Origin of the sequence: Nitrospirillum amazonense (assembly GCF_029594735.1) — a bacterium.
Taxonomy (GTDB): Bacteria; Pseudomonadota; Alphaproteobacteria; order Azospirillales; family Azospirillaceae; genus Nitrospirillum; species Nitrospirillum amazonense.
Genome location: NZ_JARPAF010000002.1, coordinates 1,005,918 through 1,028,429 on the forward strand (window position 1 = coordinate 1,005,918; position 22,512 = coordinate 1,028,429).

The window sequence follows — 22,512 nt, forward strand, 5'->3', positions numbered from 1 at the left end:
CGGAATGGCGACAATCCATGAGAGCGCGCCCCCAAGGGTTGGCGGGCGCAACCAACAAAAGGCTGAGACCCATGCGCGTTTATTATGATCGTGACGCCGACGTTAACCTGATCAAGGGCAAGAAGGTTGCCATCATCGGTTACGGCAGCCAGGGCCACGCCCACGCCCAGAACCTGCGCGACAGCGGGGTGAAGGAGATCGTGGTGGCGCTGCGCGCCGGCTCGGCCACGACCAAGAAGGCCGAAGGCGCGGGCTTCAAGGTGGTCACCCCGGCCGAGGCCGCCGCCTGGGCCGACGTCGTCATGATCCTGACGCCGGACGAGCTGCAGGCCGACCTGTACCGCGACGAGCTGGCCGCCAACCTGCGCCAGGGTGCCGCCATCGCTTTCGGCCACGGCCTGAACGTGCACTTCCGCCTGATTGAGCCGCGGCCGGACCTGGACGTGTTCATGATCGCCCCGAAGGGCCCCGGCCACACCGTGCGCGGCGAATACCAGAAGGGCGGCGGCGTCCCCTGCCTGGTGGCCGTGCACCAGAACGCCTCGGGCAACGCCCTGGAAGTGGCGCTGTCCTACGCTTCCGCCGTGGGCGGCGGCCGCTCGGGCATCATCGAGACCACCTTCAAGGAAGAGTGCGAGACCGACCTGTTCGGTGAGCAGGCCGTGCTGTGCGGTGGCCTGACCAAGCTGATCCAGGCCGGCTTCGAGACCCTGGTCGAGGCGGGCTACGCCCCGGAGATGGCCTACTTCGAGTGCCTGCACGAGGTGAAGCTGATCGTGGACCTGATCTACGAGGGCGGCATCGCCAACATGCGCTACTCCATCTCCAACACCGCCGAGTATGGCGACTACGTCACCGGCCCGCGCATCGTCACCAGTGAGACCAAGGCCGAGATGAAGCGCGTGCTGGACGACATCCAGTCCGGCCGCTTCACCCGCGACTGGATGCTGGAGAACAAGGCCGGCCTGCCCAGCTTCAAGGCCACTCGCCGCCGTGAGGCCGAGCACCCGATCGAGGAAGTGGGCGGCAAGCTGCGCGCCATGATGCCCTGGATCGCCAGCAACAAGCTGGTGGACAAGAGCCGCAACTAAGCGGGTCTTACCACCCGGCAGCCAGGCGGCCGGGTGGCCGTGCCCGGCTGCTGAGGGGACCTTCCAGAAGATTAAGCCAGAAGATTAAGCCGGTGCCTGCGGGGCGCCGGCTTTTTCGTTTCGCTGGTGCAGCAAATTTTTGCGCATTCGTTTCCGCAAGATCTGTCCTGCGGCAACAAAACGCCTGTCCGCCGTTGCCACCGGCCGGATTGCGGCGTAGATCAGACGAATCCGGCTTGGCCTGTTGTCAGTCCCCCTATCCGTACCGTCCGCACCCGGCGGCGGCAGCGCAGGATTTTTCGCCATGACCCACCCGTCTTCCGACCGCGTCATCATCTTCGACACCACCTTGCGCGACGGCGAGCAGTCGCCCGGCGCCTCCATGAACCTGGAAGAGAAGATCCGCATCGCCCAGACGCTGGAGGAGATGGGCGTGGACGTGATCGAGGCGGGCTTCCCCGCCGCGTCCAATGGCGACTTCGAGGCGGTGCGGGAGGTGGGCCGGGTGGTGCGCAACGCCACCATCGCCGGCCTGGCCCGCGCCCACCGCAACGATATCGAGCGCGCGGCCGAAGCGCTGAAGGGCGCGGCGCGCCAGCGCATCCACACCTTCATCTCCACCAGCCCGCTGCACATGAAGTACAAGCTGCAGATGGAGCCGGACGCCGTGGTCCAGGCCATCTGGGACAGCGTGACCCTGGCCCGCAACCATGTCGAGGACGTGGAATGGTCGGCCGAGGATGGCTCCCGCACCGAGCTGGACTTCCTCTGCCGCTGCGTGGAAACCGCCATCAAGGCCGGCGCCACCACCATCAACATTCCCGACACCGTGGGCTATGCCGTGCCGGAGGAATACGGCGCGCTGATCCGCGCCGTGCGGGAAAAGACGCCCAACAGCGACCAGGCCATCTTCTCCGTCCATTGCCACAACGACCTGGGTCTGGCCGTGGCCAACTCCCTGGCTGGTGTCGCCGGCGGTGCGCGGCAGGTGGAATGCACCATCAATGGCCTGGGGGAACGCGCGGGCAACGCCGCCCTGGAAGAGATTGTCATGGCGCTGCGCACCCGCGCCGACTATCTGCCGTACAAGACCGGCATCAAGACCGAGGCCATCACCCGCGCCTCGCGCCTGGTGTCCACCATTACCGGCTTCGTGGTGCAGCCCAACAAGGCCATCGTCGGCGCCAACGCCTTCGCCCATGAATCCGGCATCCACCAGGACGGCATGCTGAAGCACGCCGGCACCTATGAGATCATGACCCCGGAATCGGTGGGCCTGAACCGCTCCACCCTGGTGATGGGCAAGCATTCCGGCCGCGCCGCCTTCCGCGCCAAGCTGAAGGAACTGGGCTACGAGGACATGGGCGACAACGCCGTGAACGAGGCATTCCGCCGCTTCAAGGATTTGGCCGACCGCAAGAAGGATGTGTTCGACGAGGACATCATCGCGCTGATCGATGACGAGGTGGGCCGCCAGCACGACCACATCCAGTTCGTCTCGCTGCAGGTGGTGGCGGGGTCGCGCGGGCCGCAGCACGCGGTGCTGGAGGTGACGGTGGGGGGTGAGGCCGTGCCCCCGGTGGTCAGCTTCGGCAACGGCCCGGTGGACGCCGTGTTCAACGCCATCAAGCAGGTGTTCCCGCACGAGGCCCGGCTGCAACTTTACCAGGTCCATGCCGTGACGGCCGGCACCGACGCCCAGGCCGAGGTGACCGTGCGCCTGGAAGAGGGCGGCAAGACGGTGAACGGCCAGGGGGCGGACGCCGACACCCTGGTCTCCTCCTGCCGCGCCTACCTGCACGCTTTGAACAAGCTGCTGGTCAAGCGACAGAAGACGGCGCCGGCGGCGATCAGCGCCTGAGGCGATACAGACGTTAACCGCTTAATCCCGAGTCCCGCGTGGGATCGGGGGGGCGGGCAGTGCAGGTGGCTTGTTAGTGCGCCCGCAGGTTGCCGGGGCGGGTGCGGTGAGCGGTGAAGGTGCCCGGGTGCACCGGAACCGCCCCCCGGGCGTCCCTTGATCCGCAGGCATTCCGCGCCGCGGCGATAAAATCACGGATGGGCTGTCATCAGGGCTTGAGCGGCCTAGCGATTCTGTTCTATGCAACCCCTATGGCGGTGCGATGCTCGTTTCCCATGCGGAAACTGCGGTGCGCAGGGCCACTTTCCCGCAACCCACTAACCGATGTCCTACGAACTTGCTTGGCATTTTCTCCGCCGATATGGCGATCGACCTCGGCACGGCCAATACGCTGGTCTACGTCAAGGGTCGCGGTATTGTCCTGAACGAACCGTCCGTGGTCGCGATTGCGAACGTCCGCGGCAAAAAGCAGGTCTTGGCCGTCGGTGACGAGGCCAAGCTGATGCTGGGCCGCACGCCGGGCAACATTCAGGCCATCCGTCCGTTGCGCGATGGCGTCATCGCCGACTTCGAAGTTGCGGAAGAAATGATCAAGCATTTCATTCGCAAGGTGCACAACCGCCGCAGCTTCGCCAGCCCGCAGGTCATCATCTGCGTGCCGTCGGGTTCCACCGCCGTCGAGCGCCGGGCCATCCAGGAATCGGCCGAAGCCGCCGGCGCCCGCCGCGTTTTCCTGATCGAGGAGCCCATGGCCGCCGCCATCGGCGCCGGCCTGCCGGTGACCGAGCCGACGGGCAGCATGGTGGTGGACATCGGTGGCGGCACCACCGAGGTGGCCGTCCTGTCGCTGGGCGGCATCGTCTATTCCCGCTCGGTCCGCGTGGGCGGCGACAAGATGGATGAGGCCATCATCGGCTACATCCGCCGCAACCATAACCTTCTGGTGGGCGAAGGCTCGGCCGAGCGCATCAAGAAGGAAATCGGTTCCGCCTGCCCGCCGGAGGACGGCGAGGGCCGGGTGATGGAGATAAAGGGCCGCGACCTGATGAACGGGGTTCCCAAGGAACTCATCATCAGCGAGCGGCAGATCGCCGAAAGCCTGGCGGAGCCGGTGAGCCAGATCATCGAGGCCGTCAAGGTCGCGCTGGAACACACGGCCCCCGAATTGGCGGCCGACATCGTGGACAAGGGCATCGTGCTGACCGGTGGCGGTGCGCTGCTGTCCAACCTGGACTTCGTCCTGCGCCATGCCACGGGGCTGCCGGTGTCGATCGCCGACGATCCCCTGTCCTGCGTGGCGCTGGGCACGGGCCGGGCGCTGGAGGAGATGAAGACCCTGCGCAACGTGCTGATCAGCATGTATTGACCAAGGGCCTTCGGGCGCCCACATGGGCGCCTGGGACGTTTTTTTGGGACGGGGCCGGCATCGTATCCAAACCGGATGCATTGCCGGGCCCCCTGTAGCGGGACGGGGACTGCCTGTGAAGATGCGCAGCGGTGGCACCGCGCTCAGGATCGCAGCACCCATGCGGGCGCTGCTGCAGCGATTCTCATTTCTGCTGATGGTGCTGGCCGCCATCGGGCTGATGATGATGACTCGCGTCGACCCTGTGTTCATCGATGCCGCCCGCGCCCGTGTCACCGACGCCTTCGCCCCCATCCTGGGTTTCATCGCCCGCCCTGCAGGCGCCGTGGCCAGTGTGCTGGAGTCCGGCCGCCAGCTGACGGCGCTCTATGCCGAGAACCAGCGCCTGCGCGAGGATAATGAGCGCCTGCGCCAGTGGCAGCAGACGGCCTTGCGGCTTGAGGCGGAGAACAACTCCCTGCGCGGCCTGCTGGCCTACAAGCCCGATCCCGCCGCCTCCTACATCACCGCCCGCGTCATCGCCGATCCCGGCGGCGCCTTCGTCCGCACCCTGGTGGTGATGGCGGGGCAGCGCGACGGCGTGCGCCGGGGCCAGGCCGCCATGGCTGGCCAGGGCGTCATCGGCCGCGTGGTGCAGGTGGGGGAATGGTCGTCCCGCATCCTGCTGGTCACCGACCTGAACGCCCGCATTCCCGTAGTGCTGGAAACCACCCGTCAGCGCGCCATGCTGTCGGGCGACAACTCCGACCAGCCGCGCCTGATGTACATTCCGCGCGGCGTGGAGCCCACGGTGGGTGAGCGGGTGTTCACCTCCGGCCATGGCGGCCTGTTCCCCGCCGGCCTGCCGGTGGGCATCGTCGCCGCTACCCATGATGGGGAGACGCGGGTGACCCCCATCGTCGACCTGTCGCGCATTGAATATGTGCAACTGGTCGATTTCGGCATCCCCGGCGGACTGGCGGCCGAGGCGGCCCAGCCCGGCGCCATGCAGTAACGCCGCCATGGCGGTTGGCATTTGGCAGCGGCTGGACCAGGCCGGGCGGAACTCGGTGCCGTTCAGCACCACGGTGGCGGCCATGCTGGTGGGGATGATGCCCTTGCAGCTGCCCGACTATTCCTTCGTGGCGCCGCCCCTCACCTTGATGGCCATCTACTACTGGGCGATCTACCGCCCCGACCTGCTGAAGCCTTATATGGCCTTCGGCATCGGGGTGCTGCAGGATCTCCTGGGCGGGTCGCCCCTGGGCATGAGCGCGCTGGTCTATGTACTGGCCTACTGGCTTGTGCTGAACCAGCGGCGCTATTTCCTGGGGAACTCCTTCTGGTTCCTGTGGCTGGGCTTCGCCCTGGTGGCGGTGGGGGCGGGGGCCGTGCAATGGGTGGCCTACAGCCTGATGACCGCGCACTTGGTGGCCCCGGGGAACGTGGTGGCCCAGGCGCTGCTGGCCATCGTGCTGTTCCCGCTGCCGGCCTGGTGCTTTAGCAAGCTGCACCGCAGCCTGCTGAGCTGAGCTGGCGGCCTTGGTATTTTTAGGACGCGACCCGTCATTTAGGTGAAAGTTTTAGGGCGGCGATGCTGCTCTTGAACTGAGGAAGCCAAGCCCGCGGAAGCGGGCGCCCGGCGTTTTAGGGAACGGTACCCACTTATGTTCAATGCGATCGATAGGGACGCCGAGCGCCAGCGCGTCATGAACCGCCGCACGCTGGTGCTGGGCGGGCTGAAGGCCGGCGCCCTGTCCGCCCTGGTGGCGCGGCTCTATTACCTGCAGGTCCTGGAGGGCGACCACTACACCACGCTGGCCGAGGACAACCGCATCTCCCTGCGCCTGCTGGCGCCCTCGCGCGGCATCATCGTCGATCGCAGCGGCGTGCCCCTGGCGGTGAACGAGCAGAACTTCCGCGCCGTGCTGGTGTCCGAGCGCACGGACGACGTGGATGAGACGCTGGACAAGGTGGTTAAGCTGCTGCCGCTGACCGATGCCGACCGCCGCCGCATTCTGCGCGATGTCGACCGCCTGCGCTCTTTCGCGCCCGTGACCCTGCGGGAAAACCTGACCTGGGACCAGGTCTCGGCCATAGAGGTCAACCTGCCCGACCTGCCCGGCGTCTCCATCGAGGTGGGGCAGGTGCGCTCCTATCCCTTCGGGGAGCAGGCGGCCCATATCCTGGGCTATGTCGGCGTGGTGTCGGAGCAGGAACTGCAGAACGCCCGCGATCCGCTGCTGTCCCTGCCGGGCTTCCGCATCGGCAAGAGCGGCATCGAGCGCAAGCACGACCTAGCCCTGCGCGGCACCGCCGGCACCAGCCAGCTGGAGGTCAACGCCGTGGGCCGGGTGGTGCGCGAGCTGGCGCGCAACGACGGCCAGCCGGGCCATCAGGTGACGCTGACCATCGACGCCAAGCTGCAGTACTACGCCCAGCAGCGCCTGGCGGAGCATGAGAGTGCCGCCGCCGTGGTGCTGGACGTGCAAACGGGCGGCATCCTGGCGCTGGCCTCCCACCCCAGCTTCGACCCCAACCAGTTCGCCATGGGGATCCCGCAGGACCTCTATGACAGCCTGATCAAGAACGAGGCCTCGCCCCTGACCAACAAGGTGGTGGCCGGCCACTACGCCCCGGGCTCCACCTTCAAGCCCATGACGGCGCTGGCGGGCCTGGAGGCGGGGGTGGATCCCACCCACCGGGTCTTCTGCCCCGGACACTACGATTTCGGCGGCCACACCTTCCACTGCTACAAGAAGGGCGGTCACGGCTCCGTCGACATGCACGACGCCATCCGCATGTCCTGCGACGTCTATTTCTACGACCTGGCGCGGCGCATCGGCGTGGACCGCATCGCCGACATGGCCCGCCGCTTCGGCCTGGGCGACCGCACCGACCTGGACCTGCCGGGCGAAAAGACCGGCATCATTCCCGACACCAAGTGGAAGCGCCGTACCTACAAGGAAAATTGGTACGATGGCGAAACGTTAAGCGTGGCCATTGGTCAGGGCTACGTCACCGCCACCCCCATCCAGCTGGCGGTGATGTGCGCCCGCCTGGCCAGTGGCGGCAAGGCGGTGAAGCCCCACCTGACCAAGGCGGTGGAGCAGGAATACACCGAGCAGACCAACTGGCCCGACATCGGGGTGAAGCCGGAATTCATCCAGCGCGTCCTGGCGGGCATGGCGGGCGTCACCTCCGCCGGTGGCACCGCCTATGCCGCCCGCATCACCCAGCCGGGGTTCGAGATGGGCGGCAAGTCGGGCACCGCCCAGGTCAAGCGCATCACCATGGCGGAGCGCAACGCCGGCCTGCTGAAGGCCGAGCGGCCCTGGAAGGACCGCGACAACGCCCTGTTCATCGCCTTCGCCCCGGTGCAGGCGCCGCGCTACGCCTGCGCCATCATCGTGGAGCACGGTGTGGGCGGCAGCTCGGTGGCCGCCCCCATCGCCCGCGATCTGCTGCTGGAAATCCAGCTGATGGAAGCGGCCCGGGCCCAGCAGGCCGATGCCGGCGCCACCGCGCCCGCGGGCGACGGTGCGGCGGCCGCCACTCCGTCCGCATCGACCCAAGTCACAGCCGCCCCCGCCATGCCGGGGGAAGGAACGCCGCGATGATCAATCTCGACATGGGTCTGGACCCCCAGTCCAACATGAGCCTGGGGGAGAAGCTGGGCCAGATCAGCTGGAGCCTGGTGCTGCTGATCACGGCCGTGGCCTGCATCGGCTTCGCCATGCTCTATTCCGCCGCCAACGGCAACTTCGACCCCTGGGCCACGCGCCAGATCATGCGCTTTGCCGTGGGCCTGGTGCTGATGCTGGTGGTGGCGCTGATCGACATCCGCCTCTGGCTGAAGTTTTCCTACTTCCTCTACGGCATCGCCTTTTTCCTGCTGATCGTGGTCGAGGTCATGGGCCACGTCGGCATGGGCGCGCAGCGCTGGATCGACCTGGGCTTCATGCAGCTGCAGCCGTCCGAGTTGATGAAGGTGACGCTGGTGATGGCGCTGGCGCGCTATTTCCACGGCGCCTCGCTGGAGGACACCGGCCGCATCACTTTCCTGATCCCGGCCTTGGTCATGATCGTGGCGCCCGTTTGCCTGGTGCTGCTGCAACCCAACTTGGGCACCTCGCTCATGCTGCTGATGGTATCGGGCGCCATCTTCTGGCTGGTGGGCGTGCGGCTGTGGAAGTTCGCCCTGGTCATTGGCAGCGTGTTGGCCGCCATTCCGGTCATCTGGCACTTCATGCATGACTACCAGAAGAACCGGGTGAACACCTTCCTGAACCCCGAGAACGATCCCCTGGGGCATGGCTATCACATCATGCAATCCAAGATCGCCCTGGGCTCCGGCGGCATGTTCGGCAAGGGCTTTCTCATGGGGTCGCAAAGCCACCTGAACTTCCTGCCGGAAAAGCAGACCGACTTCATCTTCACCATGCTGGCGGAGGAGATGGGCATGGTGGGCGCGCTGGTGTTCCTGGCGATGTATGCCCTGCTGCTGGTCTACGGCTATGTCATCGCCATGCGTTGCCGGCACCAGTACGGCCGCCTGGTGGCCATGGGGCTGACGGTGAACCTGTTCCTGTACATGTTCATCAACATCGCCATGGTCATGGGCCTGATCCCCGTGGTGGGCGTGCCCCTGCCGCTGATCTCCTACGGTGGATCGTCGGCCCTGACGGTCATGATCGGCTTCGGCCTGCTGCTGTGCGTCCATGTGCATCGGGACGTCCGCATGTCCCGCCGCGGCATGAGTGATTTCTGACCATCCCGGCGGGGAGGGGCACGGCACCCGCTTGCCGTCCCCTTTGTTCCTGCAAGGGCGCCATGTCGATGCGCCGATGCATTTTTCTATCGACAAGCGCCGCCTATCGCCGTATGAAACCGCCCTCACCGGGACGCAAGACCCGGCAGGCCGGCGCCACGGTGGCGGCCTTCGGGGGGCGGGTGTATAGCTCAGTTGGTAGAGCAGCTGACTCTTAATCAGCGGGCCCAAGGTTCGAGTCCTTGTACACCCACCACTCCTCTTCCCCATGACATCGCCGTCTTTGCGCGCCGGGCCTCTAAGGCCGGGCTGTTGGCGTTTGGGCTCGCGCTAAGCCTTTAAGATTCCCTATACTTCCAGCTGTCGAACCCCGCATGGGTGCCATTCGCCCGCGCCGGGCGGCATCGCATTTTTCCTGTCATTTTTCTGTCGACAAGCCCGCGCCAGGACGCTACAAAGCCGCCCTCACCGGGACGCAAGACCCGGCGGCCGGCGCCACGGCGGCGGCTCATGAGGGGCGGGTGTATAGCTCAGTTGGTAGAGCAGCTGACTCTTAATCAGCGGGCCCAAGGTTCGAGTCCTTGTACACCCACCACTCCTCTTAAACTCCATCATTGCTGACATGAGACGCCCTATCCCCTCGGGATAGAGGGCTATTTCGCATATGCGTTGAGCGCGCCTGCCAAGGGGACGGCCGCACACCTGAATTCGCCAAACGAAAAAGGGCGCCCGGAGGCGCCCTTCTGATCCATCGCGACCTGATGGCCTCGACCGGCTTACCAGCCGCCGAACAGCCAGCTGGTGGGGATGTGGTAGTACAGGGTCACGATTTCGGAACCGGGGTTCACTTCGCCGATGCCGGCGTTGGAGATGTGGCCGAAGGACAGGCCCACGCGGCTCTGGTTCTCGAACTTGTAGGAGATTTCGGCGGTGGAGCGGAATTCCACCCAGCTGCCGAGGTTCTTGCCGCTGCCGGTGCCGTAGACGCCAACGCCGAAGTTGGGCGTGAAGTCGAAGGAGCTGCCCAGCGGAATGTCGAACAGGACGCCGCCCACGCCATACGCGCCGCCCTGGCCGGTGAACTCGCCGCCCACCCAGGGGCTGATGCGGATCCAGCTGTTGCTGAACAGCGAGGTGTTGGGGCGATACTCGACGCGGTAGTCGGTCGTGTTGTGCTTCGGCCCGGTCCGCAGCACGTCGTACTCGCCGATGCCGAAGCTGAGGAAGCTGGGGGTGTCCTCGGCGAACGCCGGCGCCGCGGCTGTAACCAGCCCCAACGCCAATACCGTGGACTTCAGAAGACGCCGTATCACGACCGCGATCCTTATTAAGAAGTTTTCAGGATGATTCCCGAATAGGCCAGGCAACTCAACGACCAAAGCAGTGACCGCTACCTTTTGCCTCGCATAGCCGACGACTGTTGCGCATATGCGACAAACAGGCGTTCAGCCACCCAGGCTACACACGCGCAAGGCCATACCCACACCCTGGGCGTCGCCTTAATAGGGCGTCCCAGTTACGATTTCATGAAAGCGCGCCCCATAGACGTAATGCGCTCATCGTATATGGTTTCGCGACTGCACAATATCAGGGGTATAGGCCGCAAGGCGGGGGTGGGGGCGATGTCGGGCGTCACAGGCCGGAAAAATCGGCGTGGGGCGCACGATAGCCTGTCATAAAACGCCTTTAAAATCAGGACATGGATCTGTGTCCGGCGACCGCGAACCCGACCCTGATGGACCAAGCCGCCACGATCGCCCTGTTGGGCGATCCGGCGACCCACCAGGGTTTGGCGGTGGAGCGAATCGATACCGACAGCGCCATCATCTTCCTGGCCGGGGATCGCGCCTACAAGATACGGCGCGCCGTCCATTTCCCCCACCTGGACCTGTCCACGCCCGATCGCCGGCGCCGCGTGGCCCTGGCCGAGGTCGCCGTTAACCGGCGCACGGCGCCGGGCCTGTATGAGGGCGTGCTGGCGGTGGTGCCGGGGGCCGATGGCCGCCTGGTGCTAGCGCCCGCTGGTTCCGGCGCCGGCGGGACACTGGCGGATTTGGGGGCGGCGGATTTGGCGGCGGCGGACTGGAGGGCAGGGGGCTGGGCAGCGGCGGTGGACTGGGTGGTGGTCATGCGCCGCTTCGCCGAATCCAGCCTGTTCGACCGCCAGGCGGAGGCCGGGTTGCTGACCCGCGACGGCATGCGGGCCGTGGCCGACGCCGTGGCCACCCTGCACGAAAGCGCTCATGACGAGGGCGCCGGGCGTGCCGGTTGGCCACCCCCCGGTGGGGTGGAAGTGGTGCGAGCGGCGGTGGCCGGCGCCCTGGGCGCGTTGCGCCAGCATCCCGACCTGTTCGATCCCCCGGCGCTGGACCGGCTGGAGCGTGGGTTGATGGCGGCCGTGGCCCGTCAGGAATGGCTGATCGAACGCCGTCGCCGCTCCGGCTATGTCCGGCCCTGCCATGGCGACCTGCAACTGGGCAACATCTGTCTATGGGGTGGGCGGCCCACCCTGTTCGGCGCCGCCATCCTGTTGGAGGAAGCCTGCGCCCCCCGGGATGGGGACAGGGTGGATGGGGGCCCGGCGGTCATCGACGTTTTCCACGACCTCGCCTACCTGCTGATGGATCTGGAGCACCGCCGGCTGCGGCCTTTCGCCAACCTGGTGCTGAACCGCTATCTGGAACAGACGGGCGATTTCGCCGGCTTGGCGTTGCTACCCCTGTTCGTCAGCCTATGCGCTGCCATCCGCGCCCACATGACGGCCAGCACGGCGGCGGCCCGGCGGCCGGTGGGGGCGGGCGCCTCCTTCCGGCGCGAGGCGGCGGCCTACCTGGACCTGGCCCTGTCCGCCCTCAATCCCCGGGCACCCCGCCTGATCGCCATCGGCGGCCTGCCGGGGACGGGCAAGTCCACCCTGGCCCGCATGCTGGCGCCGGAGATCGGGCCCATCCCCGGTGCCGTCATCCTGCAGTCCGAGGCGCTGCGCCGCCGCCTGCTGGACGCGCCGGAGGAGGGGACGCTGGCGGCTTCGGGCTACAGCGAGGCGGTGACCACCCGTGTTTATGGCGAAATGGCGGGGCGCGCCGGGCTGGTGCTGGAGGCCGGCCATGCCGTGGTGGCGGATGCCGTGTATGCCCGGCCGGACCAGCGGGCGGATATCGAGGCGGTGGCCCATGCGGCGCCCGTGCCCTTCCTGGGCCTGTGGCTGGTGCTGAACCAGCAGCAGGCGGCCGATGAAGGCCGCCCCAAAGGGGAGCGTGGCGGCCGCGGCCTGGGAGAGATGCGTTGGGACATCCTGTCGGTGCTGGGTTCTGCAGCCGACGTGGCCCGCCGCCTGTTGAGCCAGCTGGCCCGGCCGGAGCCCTGGCGGCCCGACGCCTGAGCCGCCGCCTTCGGCCCTTGCGCCTACGCGGCCGCGGGTCCACGCTTGAGGCACGTCAATGCGGGCGCCCGCCCGAACGGTGAAGCTTCTCCATGATGTTCCGGCCCGCGCGGGCGCGGGTGACGAGAGGAGAACGGCCCCATGTCCAGTGCCCCCGTGGCTGCCCCCGTGGCTTATGCCAAGATCCTGTCCGTGCTGACCGGCGGCGCCGGTGACCGCGCCGCCCTGGCGGCGGCCTTCGCCCTGGCGCGGCCGGCCGGCGGCCACGTCCTGGGCCTGGTGCCCAACCCCGACCCGCGCGAGGCGGTGCCGGCCCTGGGCGAAGGGGTGTCGGGCGCCCTGGTCGAGGAGATCATGACCATGGTGGAGCAGGAGTCGCACAACCACCGCACCCGCGCCCGCCAGGCCTTCGACGCCGCCCTGGCCGAGGCCGGAGCCACCCTTGCCGAGACCCCGGACGCGGCCCCCGATGCTTCCCTGACCGGCGACTTCCGCGAGGTCGTGGGCAGCCAGGAGGATGTGGCCGTGGCCGAGGCCCGCCTGGCGGACATCAGCGTCATGGCGCAGGTGGGCGAGACGGTGGGGGGTGAGGCCCTGCTGATGCTGGAGGCCATCCTGCTGGCCAGCGCCCGGCCCCTGTTGATCGTGCCGCCTGCCTTCCGGGCGGAAAAGGGCCTGGGCCGCCGCGTCCTTCTCGCCTGGAACGGCAGCCGCGAATCGACCCAGGCCGTGGCCCAGTCCTTGCCCCTGCTGAAGGCGGCGGAGGCGGTGACCGTCATCGCGGTCGAGACGGACAAGACCGAGGGCGCCGCTGGTCGCGACCTGGCCGGTTATCTCGCGTGGCACGGCATCAAGGCCCAGGTGCGCCAGCCCATGGCGGAGGGCCGGTCGGTGGGCGCCTTGCTGCTGGCGGCCGCGGCGGACACGGGTGCCGATCTGATGGTGCTGGGCGGCTACGGTCACAGCCGCCTGCGGGAGATGATCCTGGGTGGCGTTACCCGCCATGTGCTTTACAACGCCACCCTGCCGGTGCTGTTGGCTCACTAGGGCCAGGGCGGAGAAAGCCTCGAGGTGCGTCATTCTGACGCGGTCTGGCCGAGATGTGGACGTGTCGGGCGGAGCCAGCTCCGAGTAGCGAGCGTTTTCAGCCGTATGAACAATGGCCTACCGAGCTTCACTACCCTTGTAGCCGCTTTGCCGGCGACGCGAATATTAATACATTAATGTAACGCAATATTGCTCGAGATCATCGCTTTGACATACCCCTGAAGAACTAGAGTGGATCGTCGCAGACGATACACATAAGACATGGGGGTAAGTTGATGATCAGGATTGTCGCCGCGTTCGCGGCGGTTTCCATGCTGGCCGGTTGCGCGCTATCCGAAGACGTCGCGACCGTGAAGTACGTTCCCACCAAGGCTGAGGTCGTCGCCGATGCCAAGCCGGTGGGCCTGACCGTGGTGGACGCGCGCACCTCCGACCGCAATCGCATCTCCGCCAAGATCAATGGCTTCGGCACTGAAATGGCGGCCATCCGTTCCGACAAAGACGTGCCGACCATCGTGACCGACGCGCTGAAGGTCGAGTTGGAGGCGCGCGGCTTTCATGTTCAGGCGGGCGGTCGTCCCCTCACCGTTTCCATCAACCAATTCTACAACCAGTACGGTGCCGGCGTGTTTTCCGGCACGGCCAACGGCGACGTCAACCTGACGGTTTCGGTGGGGACCGGCGCGGGGGCGCCCGTCTTCACCCAGACCTATGCTGGCACGGCGAAGAAGACCATCTTGATGGCCAATGGCTCCAACGCGGCGGAAACTGTTGCCAGCGCGCTGAATGACGCTCTGGCCAAGATGTTCGCCGACCCTGCCTTCGTGGCCACGCTGACCGGTAAGCAGTCGCCAGTGGTAGCGGCGCCGGCTGCCGCCGGTGGCCCAACAAGCTGATGACGGCGGAGGGCGGCGGACGAGCGTTCGCCGCCCCGACCGCCTTCCTGGCTCAGTGGCTCTGCGGCTTCGTCTCGGCCTTGAAGGCCTGGTCGCAGACCTGGTTGGCGAAGGCCTGGGCCATCTGACCTTCAGCGCCGCTGAGGCCGATGGCCCCCAGCACGCCACCGCCGCCCACTGAACGGTTGACATCATAGTCGCCCACCAAGGCGCCGTTGGCCGGATCGAACAGCTGGACGGAACCACGGACGATGTTGGAATCGCCCAGCAGCAGGGCCCGTCCGGCGTTCTCACCATTGAAGCGGGCGACACGGGCCTCCACGCGCAGGGGATGGCTGCCCTTGGCGCACTTGGTCAGCTCGGTACGCAAGGCCAGTTCCAGCTTGGCCTTGAACTCGGGCGTGGCGTCGGGGGGCAGGGCCTTGATCTCGATGTCGGAGACGTAGCTGTCATGCGCCAGCGTGACGGGCAGGGCCTTCACCGCTTCGCTGCTGCTGAAGGGCACGCAGCCGGCCAACAGGGGCAGGATAAAAAAAGAGAGCCGTGTCGGCCTATTCATTTTCAGGAATGTCATGATGACCGTCGTGAGGGGTAAATTAATATTAGCCTTATATAGTCAATATAAGGGTCTGTGAATTCAGAAATGAGAAGAAACGCCGCGCCAGTATTGTGGCGCGGCGCTGTTTTTATTTGTCTATTTACCCAGCCAAACTCTTCGACGCAATCTCATAGACATCACGCGACAGGCCGGCGGTTCCCACGATGCGCTCCAGCGCCGCCTTGGCGTGTTCCTGCCGGCCGGCGTCATAGGGGCGCCAGCGGGCCAATGGCTTCACCATGCGGCTGGCCACCTGGGGGTTCAGCTTGTCCAGCGTCAGCACCGTGTCGGCCAGGAAGGCGTAGCCGCTGCCGTCGGCGGCGTGGAACTTGGACGGGTTGGCGGCGAAGCTGCCCACCAGGGCGTAGACCTTGTTGGGGTTGCGGATGGAGAAGGACGGATGGTCCATCAGGCCCCGCACCCGGTCCAGCGTGTCCGGCCGATCGCTCAGCGCCTGCACCGCGAACCACTTGTCCATCACCAGCGCCTCATGCTTCCAGCGGTCGGCGAAGTCCGCCAGGCAGCCCGCCCGCTCATCCATGGCGCTGTCGGCGATCAGCGCCAGCGCCGCGATGGCATCCGTCATGGTGGTGGCGCCCTGGTATTGCGCCAGGCACAGGGCGCGCGCCGGGGCGTCGTCCAGCGCCATCAGGTAGGCCAGCGCCGCGTTCTTGAGCGCGCGGCGGCCCATGGCGTCGGGCGTGATGGTGAAGGCGCCATCGGTGCGGTTGCCATCATAGGCTTTGCGGAAGGCGCCGTTCAGCTCGCGCGCCAGGGTGCGGCGCAAGGCCAGGCGGGCGGCATGGATGCCATCCACGTCCACGGTGGCACGCTGCTGGCCCAGATAGCCCTCCGTCGGCAGGGCCAAGGCCAGAGCGGCGAATGCCCGGTCCTCCCCCGCCCGCGCCAGGGTCTGGGCCGTGGCATCGATATAGGCCCGGGGCACGGTGGCTTCGGCGCCCTGGGCGCGCGCGTCGACATCGGCCAGGATCAGGCGGGTGGCCAGGGTCTGCCCGGCCTCCCACCGGTTGAAGGCGTCGCTGTCGTGGGCCATGAGGAAGGTCAGCGCCGCGTCATCCTGCTTGAAGTCCAACCGCACCGGGGCGGAGAAGCCGCGCAGCAGCGACGGTACCGGCGCGTTGGCCACGCCGGTGAAGGTGAAGCTCTGTTCTGCTTCCGTCAGGGCCAGGGTGCGGGTGGTGGCGCCGGTTTCGGTTTCGCCCTGGAGAGTGAGGGGCATATCCCTGCCGTCCGGGCCCACCAGGCCCAGGGCCACGGGGATGACCTGGGGAAGCTTGTCCGGCTGACCCGGCGTGGCCGGCACCGTCTGGCGCAAGGTCAGTGTGTAGGTGCCGGCGGCGGCATCGTGCCGGCCCTCGCCCGACACTACCGGCGTGCCGGCCTGGGAATACCAGCGCTGGAACTGCGCCCACAGCGGGTCGGTGGGCTTTTGGCCGTTGGCCTCCACCATGGCGGCCAGGAAGTCGTCCGTCGTCACCGCCTGGCCGTCATGGCGGGCGAAATACAGGTCGATACCCTTGCGATATCCCGCGTGGCCCAGCAGGGTGCGGTACATGCGCAGCACCTCCGCGCCCTTCTCGTAGACGGTGGGCGTGTAGAAGTTGCTGATCTCGATATAGCTTTCCGGCCGCACGGAGTGGGCGGTGGGGCCGGCGTCCTCGTTGAACTGCACCTGGCGCAGGCGCTGCACGTCCTGGATGCGCTTCACCGGCGCGGAGTTCATGTCGGCGGAGAATTCCTGGTCGCGGAAGACGGTCAGGCCTTCCTTCAGGCTCAGCTGGAACCAGTCGCGGCAGGTGACGCGGTTGCCCGTCCAGTTATGGAAGTACTCATGCGCCACCACCGTCTCGATGCCGAGGAAGTCGGTGTCGGTGGCTGTCTCCGGCTGGGCAAGGATGTACTTGGTGTTGAAGACGTTCAGGCTCTTGTTCTCCATCGCCCCCATGTTGAAGTCGGACACGGCGACGATGTTGAAGATGTCCAGGTCGTACTCCAGGCCATAGACGTCCTCATCCCATTTCATGGATTTCTTCAGGGACTCCATGGCGTGGCCGCACTTGGCCTCATTTCCCGGCTCGACATAGATGCGCAGCGCCACCTCGCGGCCGGAGCGGGTGGTGAAGCGGTCCTCGATATGCACCAGCGTGCCGGCCACCAGCGCGAACAGGTAGCAGGGCTTGGGCCAGGGATCCTCCCACCGCGCCCAATGGCGCCCGGCCTCGGTCGCGCTGTCGCCGCTGGCCGTCAGGTTGCCGTTGGACAGCAGCACGGGATAGCGCGCCCGCTCCGCCTCGATGGTGGTGGTGTAGCGCGCCATCACGTCCGGGCGGTCCAGGAAATAGGTGATCTTGCGGAAGCCTTCCGCCTCGCACTGGGTGCAGTAGTTGCCGGATGACTTGTACAGCCCCTCCAGCGCCGTGTTGTCCTGCGGCCGGGTGCGGGTGGTGATCTCCACCGTGGCGTGGTCGGCGAGACCGGCCAGGGTCAGCCGTTCCGGCGTCAGGGTGTAATCGTCGGGCCCCAGCAGGCGGTTGTCCACGCGCACGGCCAGCAGTTCCAGTTCCTGGCCGTCCAGGTCCAGCGCGGCGGCGGCATTCCCCGAGGCGGGCCCCGAGGCCGGCCCCGAGGCCGGGTTGCGCCGCACGGTCAGGGTGGAGCGGATGGTGGCCGCCTCCTCCCGCAAATCGACATGCAGATCCACGGTGTCGATCAGCCACGCCGGCGGGGCGTAATCGCGAAGGTGGATGGCGTGGGGCGTGGCCGTGTCGAGGCGGCTGTCCATGGGGTGGGTTTCCGTTGGAATTATGGTTGGCGGCCAGGATAGGGGAGGGCGCCGCGCCACGCCAACCCCCCCTTTGCCCCCGGGGCGCGATAAGGGGGCGACGGGGCATCCGGCGGATGCCGGTGGGGACCTCATGCATCTGCCCTCCCCGGTTGGGCAGGGGGCCTGTCCAGATGACTTAGGCGGGTATTTTGGGCAGGCCGACTACGGCCTTAGGCTGTATCGTTCGGACATGAGCGGGAGAGGTAAGTCAGGGTAGGTCCCCGTGCAGGTCGTCCAGTCGGATCTGGTGGTATTGTCGGTCGCGGGCGCCGTTGTGGCCGCCATCGCGCTGCTGGAAGTGCTGCGCCTGGTGATCGTGGACATCTACGAATGGGCGGCGAAATACCGTCGCATCAAGTATGAGATCCAGCAGACGCGCCGCACCACGGAAAACCTGTGGGCGACCAACCGGGCCAATGCCGCCCTGCGCGACCGGCGCAACGCCGAACGCTTCCGCCTCAACACCATCCTGCACCGCATGGAACAGGAGTGCGAGGAACTGGAGCGGCGGCGGGTGGAGGTGTGGCATGAGGTGGGGGACGCCACCCTGGACGACCAGCTTTACCTGGCGGACCTGAACAGCCGCAGCCTGATGGAACGGGCGGCGGCGGGGATGGAGGAGATCTGTCCCCTCTGGCGCTACACCCACCGTGTCCGGGTATGGGCGGGGAATGAGCGGCAGGCCCGATCCCGCCTGCTGCTGGCCTTCAGTCCCAAGGATGGTTTCACCGTCAACAATCTGCGCGCCGCCCAGGGCTTCAAGGCGGTGGCGGAGGCGGCGGCCGCCGGCCGGTCGGCGGCGCAGTCCCGCCTGGTGCGACCGCACCGGCGCATGGTGCGCTGATGACGGGCGGTTACAGCAACCTCAACTTCATGGTGTTCATCATCCTGGCCATCGGCGGGGCCTTCCTGGCCTTCTCCGTCCGCCGCATCCTGTTCAAGATCCGGGAAACGGAAAGGCGCATCGCCGCCACGGTGGACGAAAAGAACGAGGCCGCCGCCGACCTGCGCGTCGCCCGCCAGCAGGAGGAGCAGCTGCTTCAAGCCCTGGAGGAGGGGGAGGAGGCGCTGCGCGAGATCGCGCGCAGGACGGATGAGGTGCAGAACCGCATGGCGGTGCTGCGCCAGGCTACGCCCCGGCCGCTGAACCTGGTCTCCCTTGAGTGGGCGCAGGGTGACCACCTGTATGAGGCGCACCTGCGCAACGTGGTGGCGCCCCGCCATGTGGGCCGCGCCGTGGGTGGCATGGCCGAGGCCGGGGTGGTGCACGGCTACGCCCCGACGGAGGCCGACTTCCGCGCGCTGGTCACCAACCGCCTTGCCAGTGAGGGCGGCTATATCATCAGCAGCGTGCTGCCCATCTCGCTGGGTGACGAGGGGCCCGCCGTTGACGGTGCCGCGCCGGTGGAACCGCCGGCGGAGGATGAGCCCCTTGGTGACCTGATGGGGAGCCACGTGGCGGATGAGGGGGCGGCGGTGGAACCGCCGGTTCCCGCCGGGCCCAAGCCCCTGCCGGTGCGCCCACCCGCCGCCACGCGGGGCGTGCCACGCGGCATGGGCATGACCCCCGCTGCGGCTGGCGGCTGAGACCGCCGTCGCCGGCAGCCGGTCCCGGCGGTCCCGCGCCGAAGGTCACCCATGACACCGCACCGGCCTCAGGGGGCTTGCGCCCGCCGTCGCCAACGGTTATCCCTCTGCCCCGTGCATCAAGAGTTGGGCTGACGCTCAACGCCAACCTGCTTACCCGGCAAGGTGGCGCTTCCCCCAGAGGGGAAGGATGTGGCCGATCCGGCAATGAACGGGAAGCAGCCACGTGAGTCCGTTTCGCTCTTGGTCGAGACTTGAGACCATGAAGGCTGCGTTCCCCATGACCACTGACACGCTACCCGCCCAATTCGCCGCTCAGCAGTTCGCCAGCGACAATTATTCCGGTGTCTGTCCGGAAGCCTGGGCCGCCATGGCGGAGGCCAACAGCGGCCACGCTGCCGCCTATGGCGAGGATGTGTGGACGGCGAAGGCCGCCGACGCCTTCCGCCAGCTGTTCGGCACCCCCTGCGACGTGTTCTTCGCCTTCAACGGCACGGCGGCCAACTCGCTGGCCCTGGCCTCGCTGTGCCAGTCCTATCACAGCGTCATCTGCTCGGCCTCCGCCCATGTGGAGACGGATGAATGCGGCGCGCCGGAGTTCTTCTCCAACGGGTCCAAGCTGCTGGTGGCGCAGACGGCGGACGGCAAGCTGACGCCGGATGCCATCCGGGCGCTGGCCACCGGCCGGTCGGACATTCATTTCCCCAAGCCCCGCGCCGTCACCATCACCCAACCGACAGAGACCGGGCAGGTCTACAGCCTGGATGAGATCCGCGCCATCTCCGCCGTCTGCCGCGACCTGGGCCTGCGTTTGCACATGGATGGCGCCCGCTTCGCCAACGCTTGCGCCAGCCTGGGCTGTTCGCCGGCGGAGATGACCTGGAAGTCGGGGGTGGACGTGCTGTGCTTCGGCGGCACCAAGAACGGCATGGCGGTGGGCGAGGCCATCCTGTTCTTCGACAGGGCCCTGGCGGAGGATTTCGATTATCGCTGCAAGCAGGCGGGCCAGTTGGCGTCCAAGATGCGCTTCCTGTCCGCCCCGTGGGTGCGCATGCTGGAAAACGGCGCCTGGCTGCGCAACGCCGCCCATGCCAACGCGGGGGCCCAGCGTCTGGCGGCGGGCCTGGTGGGGGTGCCGGGCGTGGCGCCCCTGTTTCCGGTCCAGGCCAACGCCGTGTTCCTGATGGCCCCGGCGGCGGTGCTGGAGGGCCTGCGGGCGCGCGGCTGGCGCTTCTACACCTTCATCGGCGGCGGCGCCCGCTTCATGTTCGCCTGGGATACCCAGCCGGAACGCGTGGACCAACTGGTGGCCGACATCCGCGACGTGGCCCACGCGGCCGCCGCGTAAATCTCTCCTGACAAGTTGTGATGGGCCCTATACGGAAGATTTTATTTAAAATTTCGGATTTAGGGCCCGTTAACGGCTAATTGACCGTACAACCTTGAAGTGGACTTCCATGCGATAGCGCGACCGTTCATCCCCCGAAAGCCGAGGCGCTGGTGCACATCGAGAAACCGGATCTGGTGATCATAACCATCGTGGGCGCCATCCTGGCGGGGGTAGTGCTGCTGGAACTGCTGCGTCTGGTCATCAACGACGTCTATGAGATGATCGCCCGCCACGCCAAGGTGAAAAAGGAAATCGAGCAGATCCGGCGCACGGCGGAAAAGGTGACGGCGGCCAACCGGGACACCGCCCGGGTGCGCGACGCGCGCATTGCCCTGCGCTTTCGCGAGACCAGCAACCTCCAGCGCCTGGAAAAGGAATGTGAGGAGTTTGAGCGGCGGCGGGTGGAGGTCTGGCATGACCTGGGCGGCCCCTCGGCCAGCGGCCTGGCGCTCTATTCCGCCGACATCAGCAACAGCGCGCTGACCAACGGCGTGGTCGCGGGCATGGAATCGATCTGCCCGCTGTGGCGTCACCTGCACCGTGCCCGCGTCTGGGCCCGCACGGAGATGGAGGCCCGCACCGCCCTGCAGCAGGAATTCGCCCTGGCCGACGGCTACAGCGTCACCAACGTGCGGCAAGTCCAGGGCTCGAGCCCCCCCGGCGCGCAGCGCGGGGTTGTGCGGCCGAGCTGAAGAGACCCCTCGAGGAACCCTGTCCCATGATGCTGTCCGACGCCCTGGCGGAAGCCTACGCCAACCCCAGCCCCGGCCACGTCTGCGCCTTGGCGGTGGGCGGCGCCATCATGGCCTGGTCGCTGAAGCGGCTGATCACCGAGGTGCGCAAGACCGAGCGGCGGGTCAGCGCCGCGGTGGAGGAGCGCAACAAGGCGGCCGCCAGCCTGCGCCAGGCCCGCCTGCAGGAAGGGGAACTGCGCACGGCGCTGCAGGACCTGGATGGGGAGCTGGAAGAGATTGCCACCCGCGCCCGCGATGTCGAGGCCCGACGTGGCACGCTGCAGCAGGTGATTCCGCGCCACCTGAACCTGTTCTCCCAGGCCTGGTCGCAGGGCGACACCCTGTTCGAGGCGCGGATCAGCCTGGTGACGGGCCTGGGCGGCGGCAAGAGCGGCGCCCGTGTCGTCCACGGCTACGCCGCCGGTCCCCGCGACTTCCGCAACAAGCTGATGGCCCGTTTCCCGCCCGCTTCCTATGTCATGGTCGAGATGGCGGCCATCGACCTGGGCGAGCTGGATATGGCCGTCAGCAATCTGGGCAGCGCCAACCAGCCCTGAGGACGGCTTCGCCGTCGTGCCAGCGTCCCTGCACGACAGCACGCAGAAAAATCAGACCGTGAAGCTCTCGCCGCAGCCGCAGCGGCCCTTCTCATTCGGGTTGGTGAAGACGAAGCCCGACTGGAACTTGTCTTCCTTGTAGTCCATCTCCGTGCCCAGCAGGAACATGGTGGAGGCAGGGTCGAGCAGCAGGGTGACACCCTTCTCCTCCACCACTTCCTCGAAGGGCTTCTTGGCGTCGGCGTATTCGACGAAATAGCTGAGGCCGGAGCAGCCGCGCGCCTTCACGCCGACGCGCAGTCCCACGGCCGGCGTCTCGCGCTGGGCCATGATCTCCTTGACGCGGGTCGCGGCGGCGTCGGTCAGGCTCATCGCTTTCGGGCGTTCCATGCGGCTCATGATTCTCTC

General features: G+C 67.1%; 19 protein-coding genes, 2 tRNA genes and 1 riboswitch. Of the genes, 17 read left to right on the forward strand and 4 right to left on the reverse strand.

The window, feature by feature from the left end:
- Positions 1 to 71: 71 nt before the first annotated feature.
- From ilvC to P5F91_RS10760, 9 genes are all read left to right on the forward strand, one after another.
- On the forward strand, positions 72 to 1,091 hold the full coding sequence (gene ilvC, locus P5F91_RS10720; protein WP_145613259.1) for a ketol-acid reductoisomerase: 1,020 nt from the start codon (positions 72 to 74) through the stop codon (positions 1,089 to 1,091).
- 304 nt (positions 1,092 to 1,395) lie between these two features.
- Positions 1,396 to 2,952 (forward strand): 2-isopropylmalate synthase, encoded by a 1,557-nt coding sequence (locus P5F91_RS10725; RefSeq protein ID WP_145613258.1) that lies wholly within the window; start codon positions 1,396 to 1,398, stop codon positions 2,950 to 2,952.
- Positions 2,953 to 3,289: 337 nt separating this feature from the next.
- Positions 3,290 to 4,318 (forward strand): rod shape-determining protein, encoded by a 1,029-nt coding sequence (locus P5F91_RS10730; RefSeq protein ID WP_040849683.1) that lies wholly within the window; start codon positions 3,290 to 3,292, stop codon positions 4,316 to 4,318.
- 121 nt (positions 4,319 to 4,439) lie between these two features.
- A complete protein-coding gene (gene mreC, locus P5F91_RS10735; protein WP_277907875.1) occupies positions 4,440 to 5,312 on the forward strand; it encodes a rod shape-determining protein MreC in 873 nt (290 codons plus the stop codon).
- 7 nt (positions 5,313 to 5,319) lie between these two features.
- Entirely contained in the window at positions 5,320 to 5,829 is a 510-nt protein-coding gene (mreD, locus tag P5F91_RS10740; RefSeq protein WP_277907178.1) for a rod shape-determining protein MreD, read from the forward strand.
- Positions 5,830 to 5,964: 135 nt separating this feature from the next.
- Positions 5,965 to 7,917: a penicillin-binding protein 2 gene (gene mrdA, locus P5F91_RS10745; protein ID WP_246134581.1), complete on the forward strand. Its 1,953-nt coding sequence runs from the start codon at positions 5,965 to 5,967 to the stop codon at positions 7,915 to 7,917.
- Positions 7,914 to 9,068, forward strand: coding sequence for a rod shape-determining protein RodA (rodA, locus tag P5F91_RS10750; protein ID WP_145613255.1), 1,155 nt, complete (start codon positions 7,914 to 7,916; stop codon positions 9,066 to 9,068). The genes mrdA and rodA overlap by 4 nt, the downstream gene beginning before the upstream one ends.
- Positions 9,069 to 9,248: 180 nt before the next feature.
- Positions 9,249 to 9,324, forward strand: a tRNA-Lys gene (locus P5F91_RS10755).
- A gap of 263 nt (positions 9,325 to 9,587) precedes the next feature.
- Positions 9,588 to 9,663, forward strand: a tRNA-Lys gene (locus P5F91_RS10760).
- A gap of 181 nt (positions 9,664 to 9,844) precedes the next feature.
- On the opposite strand, the gene P5F91_RS10765 is transcribed toward P5F91_RS10760, so the two are convergent.
- Positions 9,845 to 10,381: an acyloxyacyl hydrolase gene (locus P5F91_RS10765; protein WP_186454962.1), complete on the reverse strand. Its 537-nt coding sequence runs from the start codon at positions 10,379 to 10,381 to the stop codon at positions 9,845 to 9,847.
- Positions 10,382 to 10,767: 386 nt separating this feature from the next.
- Here P5F91_RS10765 and P5F91_RS10770 point away from each other — a divergent pair, with 386 nt between their 5' ends.
- From P5F91_RS10770 to P5F91_RS10780, 3 genes are all read left to right on the forward strand, one after another.
- Positions 10,768 to 12,450: a bifunctional aminoglycoside phosphotransferase/ATP-binding protein gene (locus P5F91_RS10770; protein WP_246134580.1), complete on the forward strand. Its 1,683-nt coding sequence runs from the start codon at positions 10,768 to 10,770 to the stop codon at positions 12,448 to 12,450.
- Positions 12,451 to 12,591: 141 nt separating this feature from the next.
- Positions 12,592 to 13,497, forward strand: coding sequence for a universal stress protein (locus tag P5F91_RS10775; RefSeq protein ID WP_277907180.1), 906 nt, complete (start codon positions 12,592 to 12,594; stop codon positions 13,495 to 13,497).
- Positions 13,498 to 13,772: 275 nt separating this feature from the next.
- Complete coding sequence (locus P5F91_RS10780) at positions 13,773 to 14,393, forward strand: YajG family lipoprotein (RefSeq protein ID WP_145613252.1); 621 nt, start codon at positions 13,773 to 13,775, stop codon at positions 14,391 to 14,393.
- Between the two features lie 52 nt (positions 14,394 to 14,445).
- Here P5F91_RS10780 and P5F91_RS10785 read toward each other — a convergent pair whose 3' ends face one another.
- Both P5F91_RS10785 and pepN read right to left on the reverse strand, forming a co-directional pair.
- Complete coding sequence (locus P5F91_RS10785) at positions 14,446 to 14,952, reverse strand: hypothetical protein (RefSeq protein ID WP_277907182.1); 507 nt, start codon at positions 14,950 to 14,952, stop codon at positions 14,446 to 14,448.
- Positions 14,953 to 15,091: 139 nt separating this feature from the next.
- On the reverse strand, positions 15,092 to 17,794 hold the full coding sequence (gene pepN, locus P5F91_RS10790; protein WP_277907183.1) for an aminopeptidase N: 2,703 nt from the start codon (positions 17,792 to 17,794) through the stop codon (positions 15,092 to 15,094).
- A 265-nt stretch (positions 17,795 to 18,059) separates the two neighbouring features.
- Between pepN and P5F91_RS10795 the strand changes: the two genes are divergently transcribed.
- The 5 genes from P5F91_RS10795 to P5F91_RS10815 all read left to right on the forward strand — a co-directional run bounded on the left by P5F91_RS10795 (position 18,060) and on the right by P5F91_RS10815 (position 22,104).
- Entirely contained in the window at positions 18,060 to 18,680 is a 621-nt protein-coding gene (locus P5F91_RS10795; RefSeq protein ID WP_145613249.1) for a hypothetical protein, read from the forward strand.
- On the forward strand, positions 18,680 to 19,423 hold the full coding sequence (locus tag P5F91_RS10800) for a hypothetical protein (protein ID WP_145613248.1): 744 nt from the start codon (positions 18,680 to 18,682) through the stop codon (positions 19,421 to 19,423). The genes P5F91_RS10795 and P5F91_RS10800 overlap by 1 nt, the downstream gene beginning before the upstream one ends.
- A 111-nt stretch (positions 19,424 to 19,534) precedes the next feature.
- Positions 19,535 to 19,645, forward strand: a riboswitch (SAM-I-IV-variant riboswitch).
- Between the two features lie 58 nt (positions 19,646 to 19,703).
- Entirely contained in the window at positions 19,704 to 20,771 is a 1,068-nt protein-coding gene (locus P5F91_RS10805) for a threonine aldolase family protein (protein WP_277907184.1), read from the forward strand.
- 176 nt (positions 20,772 to 20,947) lie between these two features.
- The gene (locus P5F91_RS10810) at positions 20,948 to 21,505 is read left to right on the forward strand and encodes a hypothetical protein (protein WP_277907185.1); all 558 of its coding nucleotides are present in this window, start codon (positions 20,948 to 20,950) and stop codon (positions 21,503 to 21,505) included.
- Positions 21,506 to 21,531: 26 nt separating this feature from the next.
- Positions 21,532 to 22,104 carry a hypothetical protein gene (locus P5F91_RS10815; RefSeq protein WP_277907186.1) on the forward strand — a complete coding sequence of 191 codons (573 nt, stop codon included), beginning with the start codon at positions 21,532 to 21,534 and terminating at the stop codon, positions 22,102 to 22,104.
- Between the two features lie 51 nt (positions 22,105 to 22,155).
- On the opposite strand, the gene P5F91_RS10820 is transcribed toward P5F91_RS10815, so the two are convergent.
- Positions 22,156 to 22,503, reverse strand: a complete 348-nt coding sequence (locus P5F91_RS10820) for a HesB/IscA family protein (RefSeq protein WP_044562655.1) — start codon at positions 22,501 to 22,503, stop codon at positions 22,156 to 22,158.
- Positions 22,504 to 22,512 lie beyond the last annotated feature (9 nt).

Bases quoted from the DNA above. Each gene is read 5' to 3' on its own strand.
- ilvC (WP_145613259.1), top strand. From the start codon at position 72: ATGCGCGTTTATTATGATCGTGACGCCGACGTTAACCTGATCAAGGGC.
- P5F91_RS10725 (WP_145613258.1), top strand. From the start codon at position 1,396: ATGACCCACCCGTCTTCCGACCGCGTCATCATCTTCGACACCACCTTG.
- mreC (WP_277907875.1), top strand. From the start codon at position 4,440: ATGCGCAGCGGTGGCACCGCGCTCAGGATCGCAGCACCCATGCGGGCG.
- mreD (WP_277907178.1), top strand. From the start codon at position 5,320: ATGGCGGTTGGCATTTGGCAGCGGCTGGACCAGGCCGGGCGGAACTCG.
- mrdA (WP_246134581.1), top strand. From the start codon at position 5,965: ATGTTCAATGCGATCGATAGGGACGCCGAGCGCCAGCGCGTCATGAAC.
- rodA (WP_145613255.1), top strand. From the start codon at position 7,914: ATGATCAATCTCGACATGGGTCTGGACCCCCAGTCCAACATGAGCCTG.
- P5F91_RS10770 (WP_246134580.1), top strand. From the start codon at position 10,768: ATGGATCTGTGTCCGGCGACCGCGAACCCGACCCTGATGGACCAAGCC.
- P5F91_RS10775 (WP_277907180.1), top strand. From the start codon at position 12,592: ATGTCCAGTGCCCCCGTGGCTGCCCCCGTGGCTTATGCCAAGATCCTG.
- P5F91_RS10780 (WP_145613252.1), top strand. From the start codon at position 13,773: ATGATCAGGATTGTCGCCGCGTTCGCGGCGGTTTCCATGCTGGCCGGT.
- P5F91_RS10785 (WP_277907182.1), bottom strand. From the start codon at position 14,952: ATGAATAGGCCGACACGGCTCTCTTTTTTTATCCTGCCCCTGTTGGCC.
- pepN (WP_277907183.1), bottom strand. From the start codon at position 17,794: ATGGACAGCCGCCTCGACACGGCCACGCCCCACGCCATCCACCTTCGC.
- P5F91_RS10800 (WP_145613248.1), top strand. From the start codon at position 18,680: ATGACGGGCGGTTACAGCAACCTCAACTTCATGGTGTTCATCATCCTG.
- P5F91_RS10805 (WP_277907184.1), top strand. From the start codon at position 19,704: ATGACCACTGACACGCTACCCGCCCAATTCGCCGCTCAGCAGTTCGCC.
- P5F91_RS10815 (WP_277907186.1), top strand. From the start codon at position 21,532: ATGATGCTGTCCGACGCCCTGGCGGAAGCCTACGCCAACCCCAGCCCC.
- P5F91_RS10820 (WP_044562655.1), bottom strand. From the start codon at position 22,503: ATGAGCCGCATGGAACGCCCGAAAGCGATGAGCCTGACCGACGCCGCC.